Source organism: Methanoculleus methanifontis (genome assembly GCF_030464365.1).
GTDB lineage: Archaea > Halobacteriota > Methanomicrobia > Methanomicrobiales > Methanoculleaceae > Methanoculleus > Methanoculleus methanifontis.
Genome location: NZ_VCYI01000003.1, coordinates 93,130 through 110,548 on the forward strand (window position 1 = coordinate 93,130; position 17,419 = coordinate 110,548).

At 62.0% G+C, this 17,419-nt stretch carries 15 protein-coding genes; 9 read left to right on the forward strand and 6 right to left on the reverse strand.

Annotated elements, in window-relative coordinates:
* Positions 1 to 142: 142 nt before the first annotated feature.
* The 5 genes from FGW20_RS03180 to mcrB all read right to left on the reverse strand — a co-directional run bounded on the left by FGW20_RS03180 (position 143) and on the right by mcrB (position 5,884).
* Complete coding sequence (locus FGW20_RS03180; RefSeq protein WP_301676642.1) at positions 143 to 1,180, reverse strand: DUF1786 domain-containing protein; 1,038 nt, start codon at positions 1,178 to 1,180, stop codon at positions 143 to 145.
* Positions 1,181 to 1,524: 344 nt separating this feature from the next.
* The gene (gene mcrA / locus FGW20_RS03185) at positions 1,525 to 3,231 is read right to left on the reverse strand and encodes a coenzyme-B sulfoethylthiotransferase subunit alpha (protein WP_301676643.1); all 1,707 of its coding nucleotides are present in this window, start codon (positions 3,229 to 3,231) and stop codon (positions 1,525 to 1,527) included.
* Positions 3,232 to 3,236: 5 nt separating this feature from the next.
* Complete coding sequence (gene mcrG, locus FGW20_RS03190; RefSeq protein ID WP_301676644.1) at positions 3,237 to 4,001, reverse strand: coenzyme-B sulfoethylthiotransferase subunit gamma; 765 nt, start codon at positions 3,999 to 4,001, stop codon at positions 3,237 to 3,239.
* Between the two features lie 91 nt (positions 4,002 to 4,092).
* Entirely contained in the window at positions 4,093 to 4,530 is a 438-nt protein-coding gene (gene mcrD, locus FGW20_RS03195; RefSeq protein WP_367617918.1) for a methyl-coenzyme M reductase operon protein D, read from the reverse strand.
* A gap of 49 nt (positions 4,531 to 4,579) precedes the next feature.
* The gene (gene mcrB / locus FGW20_RS03200; protein WP_301676646.1) at positions 4,580 to 5,884 is read right to left on the reverse strand and encodes a coenzyme-B sulfoethylthiotransferase subunit beta; all 1,305 of its coding nucleotides are present in this window, start codon (positions 5,882 to 5,884) and stop codon (positions 4,580 to 4,582) included.
* Between the two features lie 1,053 nt (positions 5,885 to 6,937).
* On the opposite strand from mcrB, the gene FGW20_RS03205 reads away from it, so the two are divergent.
* The 6 genes from FGW20_RS03205 to FGW20_RS03230 are packed head-to-tail and all read left to right on the forward strand — an operon-like array spanning position 6,938 to position 13,749.
* Positions 6,938 to 7,351, forward strand: a complete 414-nt coding sequence (locus FGW20_RS03205; protein ID WP_301676647.1) for a molybdopterin dinucleotide binding domain-containing protein — start codon at positions 6,938 to 6,940, stop codon at positions 7,349 to 7,351.
* Positions 7,351 to 8,721, forward strand: a complete 1,371-nt coding sequence (locus FGW20_RS03210) for a formylmethanofuran dehydrogenase subunit B (RefSeq protein ID WP_301676648.1) — start codon at positions 7,351 to 7,353, stop codon at positions 8,719 to 8,721. The genes FGW20_RS03205 and FGW20_RS03210 overlap by 1 nt, the downstream gene beginning before the upstream one ends.
* 3 nt (positions 8,722 to 8,724) lie before the next feature.
* On the forward strand, positions 8,725 to 10,437 hold the full coding sequence (locus FGW20_RS03215; protein WP_301676649.1) for a formylmethanofuran dehydrogenase subunit A: 1,713 nt from the start codon (positions 8,725 to 8,727) through the stop codon (positions 10,435 to 10,437).
* A 13-nt stretch (positions 10,438 to 10,450) separates the two neighbouring features.
* Positions 10,451 to 11,251 (forward strand): formylmethanofuran dehydrogenase subunit C, encoded by an 801-nt coding sequence (locus FGW20_RS03220; protein ID WP_301676650.1) that lies wholly within the window; start codon positions 10,451 to 10,453, stop codon positions 11,249 to 11,251.
* Between the two features lie 27 nt (positions 11,252 to 11,278).
* Complete coding sequence (locus FGW20_RS03225; RefSeq protein ID WP_367617919.1) at positions 11,279 to 12,544, forward strand: molybdopterin molybdotransferase MoeA; 1,266 nt, start codon at positions 11,279 to 11,281, stop codon at positions 12,542 to 12,544.
* Positions 12,538 to 13,749, forward strand: coding sequence for a molybdopterin-binding protein (locus FGW20_RS03230; protein ID WP_301676651.1), 1,212 nt, complete (start codon positions 12,538 to 12,540; stop codon positions 13,747 to 13,749). Before FGW20_RS03225 ends, FGW20_RS03230 begins: the two co-directional genes overlap by 7 nt.
* A gap of 14 nt (positions 13,750 to 13,763) precedes the next feature.
* On the opposite strand, the gene FGW20_RS03235 is transcribed toward FGW20_RS03230, so the two are convergent.
* Positions 13,764 to 14,576 carry a hypothetical protein gene (locus tag FGW20_RS03235; RefSeq protein WP_301676652.1) on the reverse strand — a complete coding sequence of 271 codons (813 nt, stop codon included), beginning with the start codon at positions 14,574 to 14,576 and terminating at the stop codon, positions 13,764 to 13,766.
* 122 nt (positions 14,577 to 14,698) lie between these two features.
* On the opposite strand from FGW20_RS03235, the gene FGW20_RS03240 reads away from it, so the two are divergent.
* The 3 genes from FGW20_RS03240 to FGW20_RS03250 all read left to right on the forward strand — a co-directional run bounded on the left by FGW20_RS03240 (position 14,699) and on the right by FGW20_RS03250 (position 17,346).
* Complete coding sequence (locus tag FGW20_RS03240; protein ID WP_301676653.1) at positions 14,699 to 15,475, forward strand: ribonuclease III family protein; 777 nt, start codon at positions 14,699 to 14,701, stop codon at positions 15,473 to 15,475.
* A gap of 1 nt (position 15,476) precedes the next feature.
* The gene (locus FGW20_RS03245) at positions 15,477 to 16,655 is read left to right on the forward strand and encodes a DUF362 domain-containing protein (RefSeq protein WP_301676654.1); all 1,179 of its coding nucleotides are present in this window, start codon (positions 15,477 to 15,479) and stop codon (positions 16,653 to 16,655) included.
* Positions 16,656 to 16,977: 322 nt separating this feature from the next.
* The gene (locus tag FGW20_RS03250; protein ID WP_301676655.1) at positions 16,978 to 17,346 is read left to right on the forward strand and encodes an HIT family protein; all 369 of its coding nucleotides are present in this window, start codon (positions 16,978 to 16,980) and stop codon (positions 17,344 to 17,346) included.
* The last annotated feature ends 73 nt before the right edge of the window (positions 17,347 to 17,419 follow it).

The following is a 17,419-nucleotide window of genomic DNA, read 5'->3' on the forward strand; positions in this document are numbered from 1 at the left end:
CTCGAAAACACTTCGCGTTTTCTCAACCTCCGCTCTTTCAGAGCGTCGCCTTCGCACCTGACGGTGCTCGACCTCCGCCTGCCCCTAGCGGGGCACGCATCGCCGCTCGAAAACACTTCGCGTTTTCTCAACCTCCGCTCTTTCAGAGCGTCGGTTCTCTAAACTTCTTCCAGAGATACGCGAGCCCGAAGCATCCGGAGAGCATCATGTCCCCGAAGGGTGCCGCCTGGTAGGCCTCGGGCAGCAGCCGGAGCCGGTTCGGGCCCGTGACGACAACGGCATCGGTGGCGAGGGGTTTTCTTACCGCCGCTCCGTGACCGCCGTCGTCGAAGACCTCCTCCGAGGTCAGGGTACCGTCGGCGAGCTGCTGGATGTAGTGCTGCAGTTTCGCGGGATCGAGCGCGCCGGTGTGGTGCTCGAAGAGCCCGTGGATCTCCCGCCCTTTCAGGGTGAAGCAGAGGGTGTGCCCGTTCCCGGCGTTGACGAGGGTCACCCCGGTCTTTGCCATGCGCCGAACCTCGGGGTCGCAGAGCGCCCCGATGAGGGCGACGGGGCCGGTGTCGGTGACGAGCGCGCCCGGTGCCTGGCGCCGGACGGCCTGCATCCTGGTCATGTCGGCGAGCGGCGGGTCGGTAACGAGCGCGAGGAGATCCCATCCGCCGGCGTCCAGCCGCTCCCGCATCAGTTCGAACCGGTGGATACGGTTGCTCCGGTGCGGCGAGTAGCCGTGATCCTGGACCGCGATCGCCACGTTCTCCGGGTAATCCACGCCGAAGAGGGAGAGCGCCTGCCTGATTTCCGGCTCCATATAGTCGGTGGTGCGGACTCTCACCGCGTCTTTCGGAGGATTGGCGCGGATCTCGACTCCAAGCGCCCGCACCCGTTCCGGATCGTCGTGGAGGGTCGCGGCGGCTTCCGGTGTGGCGTAGACGGGGAAGCCTGCCGCCAGGTGTGCGCGCACGGCACCGGTGTTCGCGCCGCCGCCCATCAAGTACCCGTCCAGGAAGACCGGTTTCTCTGCCCGGGTTGCCTGCCGGATCCTCTCCGCCGTCACCACGGTCGGGGAGGGTAGAACCAGTTTGATGCTGTTCTCGATCGAACGGCCGGGCTCGTAGACCAGGATGTCCTGGGTACCCCTGCCGACATCGATGGCGAGAAGTGGTGTCGTCAGATCGAACATAGGTGTGCCTCACGCGCCGCCGCAGCCTCCGGCCGGGCAGCTCCTACATTGAGTCTTGCTGTGAAGCAAAAAAAGGTGTTCTCCGAAGACATTTTACATGATTTCGTGCGAAGGTTCCACCCCTGCCCCCGCGCGCCTCCTGGTGCCCGGGGCGGGCCGTTCTGGGGCAGGAAGGCCAGGGATATGATGAAACGCGACGAAAATAGCGAACGTCATGCTACAAACAGATACTCTCATAATACGTGGGCGAGTGAGAACCACTCGCTCCACCTCCAGCTGATCGGCAGGAATGTTTGCGATCGCGGATTATGAGGACGTGCAAATAAAAGGGGTTATGGAGTTGTTTACCGGGCCGGGATGATGAGCGAACGCTCGCCGGCGGGCATGAACTCGCGGATCGCACCCTTCGCGAACTCGCGACGGGGCTCTGCGAAGTCGAACCTCAGGCTCGGGTCTGCGAAGCAGACCTTCACGAGCGGGCTGTAGCAGAACGCGTCGCCACGTCCGTAGTGGGAACCGGCGACGATCGCGGCGTACTCGCCCTGGTGACCGACGTTCATCGCGTAGTTCGGGTAGTTCGGGCCACGCAGTTCGCCCATCAGACCACGGTCGGACTCCATGGAGAGAGAGTTCGCGGAACCGCACTGGTCCTGAAGGTCGTAGCCGAAGAAGCCGAGACGCGACCATCCGTCCTTGTGCAGGAGCATGGAGAGGTACCATCCGTTCAGACCGGCGTTGGAGTTGCCGGTACCGATGGAGGTGGTCAGACCGGATGCAGCGGCGATGACACCGGCACGCTGGGAACCGCCGAAGTGGTCCTCCATCATGGTCGGGAACATCTCGTACTGCTCCATGGCGTTGAGGGTTACCTCGGTTGCGAGGTCGTTGACGATCTCCTGGGTCGGCTTGACCTTGTCGTCCGCGCTCGGGTTGCGCCAGTCGACCTTGTACTTGTCCTTGATGTAGTCCATACCGTAGTAGGTGAACTCGTCGAGGATGTTGTCGGTGTAGGCCGCAGTCGCGTACTGCGTGAACCCGACACCGCCGGACATGTAGGAGCCGAGCCAGATCTGGTCGTAGAGCATGGTTCCGGCGCCGACGACCTCGAGGGAGGCCTTTGCGGGGTCGTTGGGGTACTTGCGGTTCGCCTGGATGATGTCGCTGAAGAGACCGAACTTGATACCGCCGGGCTCGTTCGGGCCACGGGCACGCCGGGCGGGCAGCAGGGATCCCATCTGGACGACGCCTGCGTGCTTTGCAGCGTAGGAGAGGTCGGCGACAGCCGCTTCACCGGCGCACATGCGGTACGCAGCGATGAAGGACATACCGATCTGCATCGCAGACCACCGGGAGGTCGTTCCACCGTCGCAGGTCCTCGAGACCGCGGTCGGGATGTGGATCGCCTGGTACATGCCCTTGCCGACCTCGGCCTGGAGCTCTTCGGCCTGCTTGGCGGGGAAGAGCTTCTCGATGTTCAGCAGGAACTGCGGCTCGATGTCGTCTGCGAGTTCCTGGTCGCCGGTGAAGACCTTGACGTAGCAGTCGTCGACGAGGCCGGGGTGGGTCTCGACCATGTGCTCCTGGACGACGGCGCCGCCGGGCATCGCGTGGTTCAGGATGTGGAGGTACTCGTTGATCGTCTCGGGGGTAACTTCCTTGCCGAGACGCTTCTGCAGGGTCTGGTGAGCAAGGTCCATCCCGACGATGACGGTTCTCCTGATATCGTCCCAGAACTGCTGCATCGCAGAGTTGTTGACGAAGTGCAGGTCGTCACCCTCGACGAAGACGCCGGTGCCGGAGACCTCGTAGGTCATCAGCTGGCGCTGGCCCATCGGGATGCCGCCAAGGTGGCACCGCTCGGGGTCGTACATGGAGACGCCACGGTCCATCTCGACAGCACGGCTCGCCTTCATGAACTCCATCTTACGGGGGGACTGACGGACACCGTTGAAGTTGTAGAACTCGGCGGTCTCAGACTCGACGTCCTGGCCCTGGAACTTCTCCTTGAGGGCCTTCAGGAACAGCTTCTGGGATCTTTCAATCTTTGCCATTGTAATCACTCCTCTTTCGGCATGAAGCCGTATTTCGTCCGCAGCGAGTGGATACGCTGGACGTACTCGATGTACTCGGTGTCGTCACGGTAGGCGGTTCCTACGAGCGAGTGGTAGATCGTCGTGTGCTCCTTGAGCCACTTCTCGTCCATGGGCTTGCCGACGGCAACCGCACGGTCGAGGGGCTCGCCGATCTGGTTCTTGACGTACTTGACGATGCCGTCCTCCCCGAGGACGTTCCTCTGGAGCATGTCGAACATCATGCCGTCTTCAGCGAGACGGAGGGAGTGACCGTGCACAGTCGCACCGCGGATGCCGACGAGAGCGGGGTCGAACATCTCGGTCTCGATGAGTTCCTTCGCGTACTTCTCGAGGTCACGCTCGCGGCACTCGACGATCTGACGACCGGAGAGCGTACCGGGGTCGATACCGCGGAAGCGGTAGCACTCGGTGTAGGTCCGCTGGTAAGGCTGCGACGGGGCGTTGAACATTGAGTCCGCAAACTGGATGTAACGGACACGGTCGCCAGCCTTGGCACCCTCGGTGGGCTTGACGATCTTGCGCATGGGGCAGTTGGGCTCCTGCTGCTCGGCGAGCGGCGGGTGAGCCGTCGGGTATGCCGATCCGGGAGCGCGGTGGCCGAGGATCAGCACGATGTCCTCATCCGTTACGGAACGAACCTTCTCAAGCTTCTGGCCGGGGTTCATCTGTTTGCGCCGGTTCTCGGCGACAACCGATGTCCCGGGACCGTACTGGGGCTTGTATGCCATTTTTTCATTCACCTCAAAGTGATTGATATCTTATCCATTTCCTGTATTGAATGAATTTCAGCCATATTTCCGGAACTCTGTACGCCTCACGTCACTGTTCCGTCCGGATAATCACCGGGCTCTCCCCAATCCGGGGGTCTGTGAGACCGACGAGCGATGTATCGGCGTCCGGCCCATACTTCGCGTAGTCCACGAGCGTCGGGGCGGTCTTCATGAACTTGCCTTCCTGGAGCAGGTAGGGGAACTCCACAAAGAAATCGTCGCAGAGCGATCGGATCTCCTCGATGACGGAAGCGTCCTCGACCTCCAGGATGACCATGCCCACCTGAACGCGCAGTGCAACCTCGGCATCGGCGATGTGGATTGCTTTGCGGTCGGAGTGCGGGTTCGGGCTTCCCCGTGCCGGCCCGTAAGGGACAACCTTCGGCAGGCCGGGCCCCTGGACCATCATCCGGCGGATGCCGGTAATGCCGGCAAGCATATTGAGCAGGCGTTCTGCTGTCTCAGGCTTGAGCATCCGTATGGGCACAAGTCTGATCTGCGGAAATGCGGCGTTCATCATTCGAATCTCTGCTCGCTCAGGCTCCGTTTGCGATCTGGTCGATCGGCTTGTTGAAGACGTCGATCTGGCCGTAGGTTTCGGCGAAGATCTTCGAGGTGCTCTCAGGCGAGAACATCTGGGTTCCAGCGTCGAGCGCTGCCGCGGCGACCACGCACGGGATAGCCACACCGTTCGCGTGCCGGGTCACGACGTGGTTGCCGTTGAAGATACCGGGGCCGCCACCACCGTAGATCGAGTGGCTGAAGAACGAGAACCCGACGGCGGTACCCATGACACGACCGTAGTCGGTGCTCGGGAGACCGGTCTCGTGTTCAAGCAGGTCGTTGAAGTAGAGGAGCGTCGCGGAGACTGCCTGGGCGAACCGTCCGGCACCACAGTTGACGATGGTGGCCGCCATGGTTCCTGCGGCAGCGTAGGCGTTCCAGAGCATGGGGTCCTTCGTGTCGTAGAACTGGAAGTACCCGCTCTTCTTGCCCGGAGCGATGACCTTGTCTTCGATAGCGCGCTCGACCAGGCTCTGGACGACGGTACCGACGGTTCCGGTCTCGCCGTTTGCCTTGACGAGGTCGTAGACCATGTTGTTCGCGTTCAGGCCCTGGTAGGCGTAGGCGAGAAGCTGGGCGCGCTCGAACGGCCCGACACCGGATCCCATCTCGAAAATACCGGCGGTCTCGAGGGTGGACGCGAGTGCTGCACCCTGCAGGGCGTTCCTGCCGGTCATCATGACGGTATGGTTGACGGGGATGTTCCGGAGCGCGTAGCCGAGACCTTCGTTGTTCTGGGGGATGTTCAGGATCGACGTGACAAGCGCACCCTGCATATCCTGCGTGTGGGGGTAGCCACCCCAGCATGCCGCCTTGACGGTGGATGCGTTGAAGCCGTCGATGTTGAACTGGTCGACGATCGCGAAGGTGGTCGCGGCTGCAACCGACGTGATCGCGGCATCGTAGGTTGCCGCGTTGATCAGGCGCTTCGACGGGACCTCGACGAGCAGGAGTTTTCCTCCGTTGAACTCCAGGATCTCGGTGTCGTCGCCTTCCTCAACCTGGATCATCTCCTTGATCTTGGCGACGATCGCGTCTTTGTTCTCCATGATGGGGAGATCGAGTTCTCTTCCCTTGATCTTGCCCTTTCCAAGTTTCCCGGTCTTGAGCGCATCCTGGATTCCTCCGAGGTTCACGTTGATCGTTCTCTTGGTCAGGTCGATGATCTTACTTGTGGCCGGGTTAACCAGCGGGCTGATTCTGTCGAGGGTGACGCCGCTCTTGAGCAGCTTCCCATCGTCAGAATAGAGATCGATTGTTTCCGTGTATTTAGCCATAGTATTTCATCCTTTTACCCTTGTTCAATACGTTCCGTTCATGCGAGAGACCACGGGGCAAACACCAGCTCCGGATCTCTGAAGGCCGCTACTGCACGTCCCAAAAGGGACTATAAGAGTAGAAGGAGAGCTATTAATAAAATTTGCGAAATAAGACGGATTTTTTTACAAAACGTAATATTTATATCGGATATATTCCTATTCGGATATTTTAATATCGAGATTCAATGGCTTAAATGATTGAACTCTCTTGTTAAAAAGAGTTTCTCTCCACTGTCCGATAGGTGTTATCGCCCCGGAGAGGGTTCGACAAAAGAGGCATATTAAATATTACAATGAACAACAGTAATAGCAATAATTAAAATTGCTTTTTTTAGAAGTATCCGGCCGTACCCGATCATATAGATTGGGTGTAGAGATATATAATCCTACTCTTCTACGGGGAGGATTCCCTGAGAACCTGGTATCCAGGCTGTCTTTTCTCAAATGTCCACAACAGCAACTGGAAGTAAAAGAAGTATAATTATATAGTACATTCGCAAGCCAGGATCCGGGCATCGGCACGGAGCGCCGGTGTTCGGTGGGGGGGGTGCGATCCACCGGGGCGGGGCATGGGCAGCTCCGGCGTGCCCTGGATGCCGTGATGGGGATGTTGATTCCCCGCCCCCATGGCAGGTGCCGCTTTGTGCTGCGATAATTTCGTAGTAAACTGCGGAGATCTGCGTCCGGTAAATAAAATCCTGTTTCAGAACATCGTATGTAAATTTGATAATCTTTAAGTGATTACAAATTCGGAATAGTTAAATACAAATCATTGCAAGTTATGACAAAACGATCCGCCCGGTGCTCCGCCCGGATGTTTCGTTTCCTCGGGTGAGCAGGGCCCACCATGCCGGGAGGCTCTGCTTACCGGGTATGGAAAAATACCGGCAAATTCTTGCAGGATGCAACGACGTGTCCGATGACGGGGGCTGCCGGGGTTACCATACCCTATGCGGCCGGTCTCCTGAATACCCGGGCGATCGGCCTTTCCAACCACATCGAGGCAAAACCATGGCGAACAGGATTACATTGAACATGATCACCCAGCGCTCCATCGAAGAAGGCGTTGCGATGGAAAAGGGCAAAACGACCCCGGAATACTTCGAGGCCTGCTCGATCATCGAGATGCACGACGACGACGTCAGGGCGCTCGGCCTGGTTCCGAACCAGTTGGTACGGGTGACGAGTGAATGCGGAAACGTGGTCGTCAAGGCCGTCAGGGGGCGTCAGTCGCTCTACCCCGGCCTTGCATTCATCCCGCAGGGCGTCTGGGCGAACCAGGTGGTGCCTCCCCGGACCCAGGCGACCGGGGAACCGCAGTACAGCGGTTTTCCCGTGACGGTCGAGCCGGTCAACGGGGAGAAACGCAAGAGCGCGCTCGAACTCGTCCAGGGGGCTGTCGGGCTGTGGAGAGGTGATCAGTAATGCCAAAGAAAATTGAGAACGTCGGATGCCCCTACTGCGGCGTCTGTTGTGACGACCTTGTCGTGACCGTATCGGACGACGGAAAACAGATCCTCGAGGTGGAGAACGCCTGTGCCATCGGCAACCAGATCTTCCACCACGCGACCGGCAGCGAGAGAGTCAAACTGCCCCGTCTCCGCCAGCCGGACGGCACCTACAAGGATATCTCCTACGACGAAGCGGTCGACTATGCGGCAAAAGTGCTCTACAACGCGAAGAAACCCCTGATCTACGGGTTCGGATCGACCAACTGCGAGGGCATGGCCGCCGCAGCCAAGGTCGCCGAGACAGCGGGGGCCGTGCTCGACAACTGCGCGTCCATCTGCCACGGCTCCTCGTTCCTCGCCATATTCGACAACGGCTACCCGAGTTGCACCCTCGGCGAGACGAAGAACCGGGCGGACGTCATCGTCTACTGGGGCGCAAACCCCGCCCACGCCCACCCGCGGCACATGTCCCGCTACTCGATCTTCCCCCGCGGCTTCTTCACCGGCAAGGGCCACAAGAGCCGCAAGATCGTCGTCATCGATCCGAGGCACACCGACACCGCCCAGGTGGCGGACATCCATCTGCAGGTGAAGCAGGGGCACGACTACGAGCTCTTCGACGCGTTCCGCGCCGTCGTCCGGGGCCACGAGATCCCCGAGGAGGTTGCCGGGATCAAGCGCGAGAGGATCCTCGAGGTTGTCGAGATCATGAAGAAGGCCCGGTTCGGCACCATCTTCTACGGCATGGGGCTCTGCCACTCCGACGGCCGGAACCACAACGTGGACATCGCCATCAGCCTGACCCGTGACCTCAACGACTACACCAAGTGGACGATCATGGCGATGCGGGGCCACTACAACATCACCGGACCGGGCGCGGTCTGGTCATGGCAGTACGGGTTCCCCTACTGTCTCGACCTGACGAAGAAGGACATCGCCCACATGAACCCCGGCGAGACGAGCTCCGTCGATCTCGCAATGCGGGACGAGGTGGACGCGTTCATCAACATTGGAACCGATGCGGGCGCCCACTTCCCGATCGAGGCGGTCAAGCACCTGAGAAAGCACCCCTGGATCACCATCGACCCGAACATCTGCATGGCGAGCGAGATCTCCGACCTCCACATCCCGGTGGGAATCGTCGGGGTCGAGGTTCCGGGCATCGTCTACCGGATGGATAACGTCCCGATCCAGTACCGCAAGGTCATCGACCCACCTGAGGGCGTCATCAGCGACGAGGAACTCTTCGAGCGGATCCACAAGAGGCTCTCTGAACTGGAAGCCGAAGAGGCTGCAAAAGGACCGGCGAAGGCAGCGCCGGAAGGCGTCCGCGCGGAGGAGTGAAGTATGAGCGAACTCATAATCAAGAACGGGTTCGTCTTCGACCCCCTGCAGGGGATCAAGGGCGACCGCATGGACATCGCCGTCAAGGACGGCAAGATCGTCGAGACCAGCGCCCTCAGTAGCCCCAAGACGATCGACGCGACCGGCATGACCGTGATGGCGGGCGGTGTCGACATCCACTCTCACGTGGTCGGGCCGAAAGTGAACGTCGGCCGGCTCTTCCGGCCGGAGGACAAACTCTTCAAGAGCCCCCACAAATCTCCTACGTGCAACCGCATGGAGATGGGTTTCTCCGTCCCCTCCACGTTTAAGACCGGCTACGACTACGCGCGGATGGGCTACGTCTTCGTCAACGAGGCGGCGATGCCCCCGCTCCACTCCCCGCACGTCCACGAAGAGATCCGGGATACCCCGATCATCGACAACGCCGCGATGCCGGTCTTCGGGAACAACTGGTTCACCCTCGAATACCTCAAGAACAACGAGATCGAGAACAACGCAGCATATACTGCCTGGCTTCTGCGCGCCACACGCGGGTTCGGCCTCAAGGTCGTCAACCCCGGCGGATCTGAAGCCTGGGGATGGGGATTGAACTGTGCAAACATCCACGACCCGGTCCCCTACTTCGATATTACTCCGGCGGAGATCGTGAAGGGCCTCATTGAGACGAACGAGTTCCTCGGCCTCCCCCACTCGGTGCACCTGCACTGCAACAACCTCGGGAACCCCGGCAACTACGTCGACACGCTTGAATCACTCAAACTCGCCGAGGGCTACGCCCCGAAGAACGACTTCGGCCGTGAACAGGTGCTGCACCTCACGCACCTCCAGTTCCACTCCTACGGCGGCGACTCGTGGGGTAACTTCGAATCACGGACAAAAGATGTGATGGACTACGTGAACGCCCACGACAACATCACCGTCGACATGGGCCAGGTGACCCTCGACGAAACCACCACGATGACCGCCGACGGGCCGTTCGAGCACCACCTCTGCTCCCTCAACCACCTGAAGTGGGCGAACGTGGATGTGGAACTCGAGACCGCTGCGGGCGTCGTGCCTTACATCTACAGCCCGAAGGTCAAGGTCTGCACCATCCAGTGGGCTGTCGGTCTTGAGATCGGTCTCTACGCCAAAGACCCGATGCGGACGTTCATAACCACCGACCACCCCAACGCCGGGCCGTTCACCCGCTACCCGCAGGTCATCACCTGGCTGATGAGCAGGGCTGCACGTGACGAGACCATGAAGACGTTCAAGTGGCTTGAGCGGACGATCGACGCGACTTCCATCGACAGTATCGACCGCGAACTCGGCCTCTACGAGATCGCACAGATGACCCGTGCAGGCCCGGCAAAGGCGCTCGGCATCAGCAACACCTACGGCGGGCTTGCCCCCGGCATGGATGCCGATATCGCCGTCTATGCTCTCAACCCGGAGGACATGCCCTCCGACCCCGCAATGATCGAGAAGGCCTTCTCCCGGTGCGCCTGGCTCATCAAAGACGGTGTCGTGACCGTCCGGGACGGCGAAGTCGTCGAGGAGCCCGCGAAGCGGACGGTCTGGGTCGACGTGAAGGTTCCGGAGAACGCGCAGGTGCAGAGAGACATCTACGAGCACTTCCTCCGGCACTACAGCGTGAAACTCGACAACTACTCGCTCTTCGAAGAGCACCTCCACAACCCGCGGGTGATCGAGGTCGATACGACACAATGAGGTGATGAGAAGCATGAAGACAGTTACCCTCACCCTGACCAACCCCTCCGAACTCTTTATCGAGGGGCAGAACATCACGCCGGACAACTTCGCAGGCAGGAAAGCCGCCGAGATAGCCGCCCTCGATGTCTGGGAAGGCAAACAGAAGAGCCCGCTCGGGAAGTACTTCACCGTTGAAGGCGACGGCGGAGCAACGGCCGAAGAGACGAAGATCGTCCTCCGGGGAGACTGCACCCGCGTCAAAAGGATCGGGCAGCAGATGACCGCAGGCGAGATCGTCATCGAAGGCAACGCCGATATGTACATCGGCGGCTGGATGAAGGGCGGCAAGATCCACGTGAAAGGAAACGTCGACTCGTTCTGCGGCATCGGAATGGAAGGCGGCGAGCTCATCGTCGACGGCAACGCCGCGCACCACCTGGGCTCATCCCCCCGCGGAGAATGGCGCGGCATGCAGGGCGGAGTGATCCGGGTCGCCGGAAACGCCGGCAACGATACCGCCACGTTCATCAACGGCGGGACGATCGTCATCGGCGGCGATGCGGACATCCACATCTCCACCCACGGCGAAGGCGGCACCGTCATCGTCAAGGGCAACGCCAAGGGCCGCGTCGGCGGGCAGATGGTGAAAGGCGATATCTACGTCTACGGGACGATCGAGAACCCGCTCCCGGGATTTTCGATGGTCGACGAGGTCGAACAGGAGGTCGACGGTGAGACCGCCCGCTTCGCCCACTACATCGGGGATCTCGGCGAACGCCACCCGACCTCCAAGGGCAAGACGGTGTATGCGAACCTCTACACCAAACTCTAATTTTTTCAGCCCGGGCAGAGAGCCCGGATGGGTACGCAATACGCCGGAAAGAGCACCCAGCTCCTCATCCAGGAGGTCGAACCGATGAACCAGTTTTTCCGTCTTATATCAGTGATCGAGGCTATCAACCTCATCAACCGGATCTCCCTGCCGATCGGGGTGGAAGATGTGCCGCTGACTGAAGCGTACGGCCGCGTTCTCGCCGAGGATATCCTGGCCGACGGTGACATCCCGGGTTTCGACCGGTCGGTCAAAGATGGTTTTGCGGTGAACTCCGCCGATACCATTCAGGCATCCGAATCAGCCCCGGTCGCGCTCACGAGCGCAGGAAGGGTTACCATGGGGCAGGGAGGAAACGGCATCACGCTCCGGCGCGGCGAATGCGCCTACATCCCGACGGGGGCCGTCCTCCCGGGGGGTGCGGATGCCGTCGTGATGCTCGAGTACTGCCGGGATCTCGGGGAGACGATCCTTGCGGGCCGCCAGGTCTTCCCAGGAGAGAACATCATCCGCGCCGATGAAGACTACTCGCGCGGCGAAGGCGTTCTGGCGGCGGGAAAACTCCTGAACGTCCGGGACGTCGGGGTGCTTGCGGCGGTCGGGGCGTCCCGGGTGGCGGTGAGGAAACGGCCGGTCATCGGGATCGTCCCGACCGGCATCGAACTGGTGCCGCCGGACGCCGTCCCGGACGCCGGCGACGTCCGCGACGTCAACTCCTATCTCTGTAGCGCGTTCGTGCAGGAACGGGGCGGCATTCCCCGGAACTACGATATCGTCAGGGACGACCCAGCGCATCTCACGGCCGTCCTCGAATCGGCACTCGAAGAGTGCGATGCGATCCTGATCACCGGGGGGAGTTCCAAAGACGACCGCGACATCGTGGCCGACGTGATCGAGTCGCTCGGGGAGGTGCTTGCACACGGGATAGCACTGGCACCCGGGAAACCGACGATCATCGGTACGATCGGTCATGCACCCGTCATCGGCATCCCCGGCCACCCGGCTTCGACGATGGTCGTCCTCTCGGTGCTTGCGGCGCCCCTCCTGCAATCGCTCTCCGGCTGCACGGGTCGCCGGGAGATGAAGCAGAAGGCGGTCCTCACCCAGAACATCCCCTCGGAGCGGGGGCGCGAGGAGTACGTCAGGGTCAAACTCATCGGGGATGAAGCGGTGCCGCTTTTCGGCAAGTCGGGCCTCTTAAACACCCTCGTGCAGAGCGACGGGCTCGTCAGGATACTCCAGGGATACGAAGGGCTCGAGGCCGCAAGCGAGGTGGACGTGACGCTATGGTGAGGCGGCGCCTCGCGTCAAAACCGCTCGCGGAAGTCCGGGAGATGCTGCGTTCGGCCTTCCCGTGCCCCGACCGGACCGTCACCCTCCCGGTTGCCGGGGCGGCCGGACGGGTGACGGCAGAGCCCGTTTACTCGTCCCTGACTGTTCCGGCAACGGATATTGCTGCAAGAGACGGGTTTGCCGTCGTGAGCGGCGAGACCGCCGGGGCGGGCGACGCGACCCCCGTCCTGCTCAAAAACCCGCGCCGGGTGAACACGGGAAACGCAATCCCTCCCGGCTATGACGCGGTCGTCATGATCGAAGACACTACCGGAAAAGACGGTGAGTGGTATACCGGGAAGGCAGTGCTCCCCGGGGAACACATCCATCCGGCCGGCTCCGAGATCCAGCAGGGTGACCTGATCCTCCCGGCCGGGCACCGGATACGCCCCTGGGATATCGGGGCGCTCCTCTCCTACGGTATCGCCGCGGTGGACGTGAAGGAGGTGAGGGTCGGCCTCATCCCGACGGGGAGCGAACTGGTAGGAGCCGGCGAGTGCCCGGGCCCGGGTGGGGCTATCGAGAGCAACACCGCCGTTGCCGCAGCACTGCTCGGTGAAACCGGCGCTACCTGCACCCGCTACACAATCGTCCGCGACGACCCCGCATTACTCCGGGAGGCCGTCGAGAAGGGTATCCGCGACAACGACCTGCTCCTGATCTCCGCCGGCTCGTCGGCAGGCACACGGGACTTCACCGCCGCCATCATCGGCGACCTCGGCGAGGTGCTCGTCCACGGCGTCGCGATGAAACCGGGTGAACCGGCGATCATAGGCCGGATCGACGGCAAACCGGTCATCGGTCTCCCGGGCTACCCGATTGCCGCCCTAACAGCCATACGGGAACTCGCCCTCCCGCTGCTCGCGGCGTGGGGTTTTCATCCCCGGCCGGCGGAACGCCTCCGCGCCCACCTCGCCGGAGCGGTCACGGCTGACCCCGGCTACGACGAGTTCGTCCTCCTCACCGTCTCGCGGGCCGGCGACGGGTACATCGCGACTCCCCTGCCGCGGGGAACCGGGCCGCAGATGGCGTTGATCCGTGCAGATGCCTGCCTGCACGTCCGTGCAGGAACCGGGAGCATCGACGACGGCGCTGAGGTCGACGTCCTGTTGACCGGGGCGTACCGGGAGCAAAAAGAGATGCTTCCCGTGAAGGGCGATTCCTGACGGGACTTCCGCGGTCAGGTTCCCGTCGTGCCGTCGGCCACTGCTCCGGCAGAACCCTTCCGGCAGCCTTCCTCCTCGGCGTCGTCCCCGCAGGTCGCCATGAGGCTCCAGATGCGCTCCTCGAGGTGCGGGCGATTCTCCTGGAACTCACGGGCGAGCAGGAACGTCCGGACGGCGTCGCCCATCCCCCGGTGGGCGGCAAGGAGGTGGCGGCACTCCCGTGGGACGGGGTACCTGAAGTGCGTCGAGGCGACGGCGGAACCGTCGGCGGAAAAGTCGATGAGCCTGGCAAGACGATCGAGGGAGAGAACCTGTTTCATCTTGAAGTGCCGCCGAATCTCGCGCTGGAGGTCGACCAGCATGCGTCCGTCGAGCGAGAATCCCGCGGCACGGAAGGCTCGTTTCTCCATGCTCGCAGCAAAGACGACGATTGCCGGGGTGTCCCCGGCCGAGACGATCGACTCCATGAAGAGGCGGAGATCAGCAAACGCTCTTTGTGCTGTCGCCTTTGCCGCAGGCACCCCGTCGCCCGGGATCCGGTAGGAGTGATCATAGGGTATCCCGTACTCGTTGCGCCCCATGTTCGCCACGGTCGTCGCGACGCCGACGGTCTTGCCGCACCCGTCGGTCACCTTCTTCCATATCTCGACATCGACGTCGTAGCGGAACTGTTCGCCCAGGTAGTGGACGCTGTCGTCCTGTGGGCGGTGGACAACCGCACCAATCTCAATCGGCATCATGACCGCTCGGCAGGTGCCGTAGACGTAACCGAACTCGATATCCAGGTAGACCCGCCTGCTCGTCTCGCCCGCTTCCGGTTGGACCACGATAAGATCTCTTCGGCGGGAACGAAAAGGTTTCCCGGCGCTCGTATTCGGCAAAGGTTTATCCTGCAGGACATAAGCCATTCTATAGAGAAGAGCGGCAGGACGTCCTGCACCCGACGGACATGAAACTCTCCACCATCTGGACCAAATTTCGCATCGGCGGCCTTTGCAGGAGGAGGCTTCCCCGACGCCCGGGGCCCGCCGCACTCGACCGGGAAGCGGAGGTGCGTGCGCTCCTCGCCCATCCCCCGTTCGGGATCACCGACGTCGCCGACACCGCTCTCCCCCTCTATGACCGGGCGCTGACCCACTGTTCGTATGCGAACGGCGGTGAGTACCCGACAACGACGTTCGAGGACAACGAACGGCTCGAATTCCTGGGGAACTACGTTCTCGACTTTGTCATAGCCGACCACCTTTACGGCGAGTATGACCTCTCCCCGGGCGAGATGAACCGGAGGCTCCAGGTGACCCGGAATACGAAACTCGCCGAGATTGTGCGGCAGCAGGGCCTCGGTATCGACGGTGCCGTCAGGCGGCGGGGTCTGGCGCCGACCGACTCGATCGTCGCCGACGCGTTCGAGGCCCTTATCGGCGCTATCTACCTCGATCGCGGCCTCGACGTGGCGCGGGACGTGGTGCTCGCGATCTTTGAGGAGGAGATCGCGGAGTGCGACACCCACAGGAACTACCGTGGAAGGCTCCAGGAGTACGTCGCCCGGGAGAACCTCGGCGAACTCGAGTACACCTTCCGGCAGACCGGCCCCGGGAACTGCCCGGTCTGGGCCGCACGGGTGGCCGTCGGGGGAGTTCCGTTCGGAGAGGGCAGGGCAAAGACCAAACAGGGCGCGGCGATGCTCGCGGCAAAAGAGGCCCTCGGACGCCTCGGGGAGGAGTGAGATGCAGTCGGCTGACCGGGACGCGACGGTCGCGGTCGCCCGGTGCGACGACTACGTGGCGGAGAAGGTCGATGCGGCCGTCCGCCGTGCTGTCGACCTCGTCGGCGGTATCGGGAGGTTTGTTGCGCCGGGAGAGTGCGTCCTCCTCAAACCGAATCTCCTGCAGGGACAGGATCCGGAACGGTGCGTCACCACTCACCCGACGGTTGTCTCCGCCGTCGCACGGCTTCTTACGGAGCACGGGTGCCGGGTCGTCATCGGCGACAGCCCCGGCGCCGGGATAGTCTACAGCGAGGCGAACCTGCGGCGGGCGTACGCACGCTCGGGGTTTGCCGCGGTGGCCGAGGAGACCGGCACCCCCCTGAACTACGATATCAGCTCGCAAGTCGTGGCGTTCCCGGAAGGCGAGGTGATGAAGCAGTTCTCCATCATCACCCCGGCCGTAGAGGCCGACGCGATCGTGGTCGTCTCGAAAGCCAAGACCCACATGTGGACGCGGATGACCGGCGCCGCAAAGAACCTCTTCGGGCTCATCCCCGGGCTCGAAAAACCGGTCTTCCACTTCCGGTTTCAGGACGAGCGGATCTTCGGAAGTATGCTCGTCGACCTCAACGAGTGCATGAAGCCCCGGCTCCAGATCGTGGACGCGGTCGTGGGGATGGAAGGGGACGGCCCTCAGGCAGGCAGCCCGCGAACGATCGGGGTCATCCTTGCCGGGAGCGATTACGCGGCCGTGGACACCGTCCTCGCGCGGCTCATCGGGATGGATCCGCTCGAGATCGGAAGCACGAGAAGCGCGGCCGAGCGCGGGCTCCTCGATCCCGCGACCGTCAGGACAGTCGGCGACGATCCGGCGGAGTTCACGGTCCCGGACTTCGAGAAACCCTCGACCTACACGGGGGGCAGGACGGGTGTCTGGCGGCGGGTTGTCCTCGCCGTCGTCCAGCGGTTCGGGCGAACCTACGCCCCCCGGCCCGGCGTGATCGCTTCTTCGTGCATCGGCTGCCGGAAATGTGAGCGGATCTGCCCCGTGCACGCGATCACCGTTACGGAAGGCAAGGCGGCGATCGATCTTTCGCGGTGCATCCGGTGCTACTGCTGCCATGAGATGTGCACCGAACACGCCATCGCCCTCTCCCGCAGTCTTCCGGGGAGGGTCCTCGCCCGCCTGCTTGGGTGAGAATACAACTGGCAACACCCCCGGACACCAGCTTCTTTTCGCGGCTTCGCGCTCTTCGAAGACCTTCAGCCTTCTCAAGCTCCGGATGTCCCATCCGTCGCACTTCGCGTGAGACCGTATCGTCGTCTACGCTAATAACTCACGCGAAGAACGACGCTCCTGTGGAATGCGATGGGCCGAAGGGCCGGAGTTTGAGCACCGGAGGTGCGAGCGGAGTTGGAGCACCGAAGGTGTGACCCGCGAAGAACGCGAAGATCGGTTTCTGAGATCAGCGAAGTACTGGCCAAAACACTCATGAGCGATCGGAGAAAGAGCAGGGGCCATGCCATGCCCGTTCTGTAACCCGGCCCCGGAGGATATCGTTGCCGCAAACGACATCTGCTACGCCCGTTACGACATCCACCCGGTCAGCCCCGGCCACCTGCTCGTGATCCCGTTCCGGCATGTTGAGAGTTACTTCGATACGACCGATGAAGAGAGGGTGGCCATCGCCCGGCTCATCGACGACTGCAGGGCGCTCACCGACCGCAACCGTCACCCCGACGGCTACAACATCGGTGTCAACGTCGGGGAGGCCGCGGGACAGAACGTCATGCACGTCCATATCCACTTCATCCCACGCTACCGGGGCGACGCCCCGGGAGAGCACGAAGGAGGGGTGCGGGGGGTCTTGCCGTGTAAATCAGATTGACACCCTTCACTGGCTTGTATTCCGGCCTCCATGAGCGTAGATTCGGGTATCCCGAAACGCACCAGGTTGCGCC

Excerpts from the sequence above, each read along its gene's own strand:
- FGW20_RS03180 (WP_301676642.1), bottom strand. The coding sequence starts at position 1,180 with ATGTTCGATCTGACGACACCACTTCTCGCCATCGATGTCGGCAGGGGT.
- mcrA (WP_301676643.1), bottom strand. The coding sequence starts at position 3,231 with ATGGCAAAGATTGAAAGATCCCAGAAGCTGTTCCTGAAGGCCCTCAAG.
- mcrG (WP_301676644.1), bottom strand. The coding sequence starts at position 4,001 with ATGGCATACAAGCCCCAGTACGGTCCCGGGACATCGGTTGTCGCCGAG.
- mcrB (WP_301676646.1), bottom strand. The coding sequence starts at position 5,884 with ATGGCTAAATACACGGAAACAATCGATCTCTATTCTGACGATGGGAAG.
- FGW20_RS03205 (WP_301676647.1), top strand. The coding sequence starts at position 6,938 with ATGGCGAACAGGATTACATTGAACATGATCACCCAGCGCTCCATCGAA.
- FGW20_RS03210 (WP_301676648.1), top strand. The coding sequence starts at position 7,351 with ATGCCAAAGAAAATTGAGAACGTCGGATGCCCCTACTGCGGCGTCTGT.
- FGW20_RS03215 (WP_301676649.1), top strand. The coding sequence starts at position 8,725 with ATGAGCGAACTCATAATCAAGAACGGGTTCGTCTTCGACCCCCTGCAG.
- FGW20_RS03220 (WP_301676650.1), top strand. The coding sequence starts at position 10,451 with ATGAAGACAGTTACCCTCACCCTGACCAACCCCTCCGAACTCTTTATC.
- FGW20_RS03225 (WP_367617919.1), top strand. The coding sequence starts at position 11,279 with ATGGGTACGCAATACGCCGGAAAGAGCACCCAGCTCCTCATCCAGGAG.
- FGW20_RS03230 (WP_301676651.1), top strand. The coding sequence starts at position 12,538 with ATGGTGAGGCGGCGCCTCGCGTCAAAACCGCTCGCGGAAGTCCGGGAG.
- FGW20_RS03240 (WP_301676653.1), top strand. The coding sequence starts at position 14,699 with ATGAAACTCTCCACCATCTGGACCAAATTTCGCATCGGCGGCCTTTGC.
- FGW20_RS03245 (WP_301676654.1), top strand. The coding sequence starts at position 15,477 with ATGCAGTCGGCTGACCGGGACGCGACGGTCGCGGTCGCCCGGTGCGAC.
- FGW20_RS03250 (WP_301676655.1), top strand. The coding sequence starts at position 16,978 with ATGCCATGCCCGTTCTGTAACCCGGCCCCGGAGGATATCGTTGCCGCA.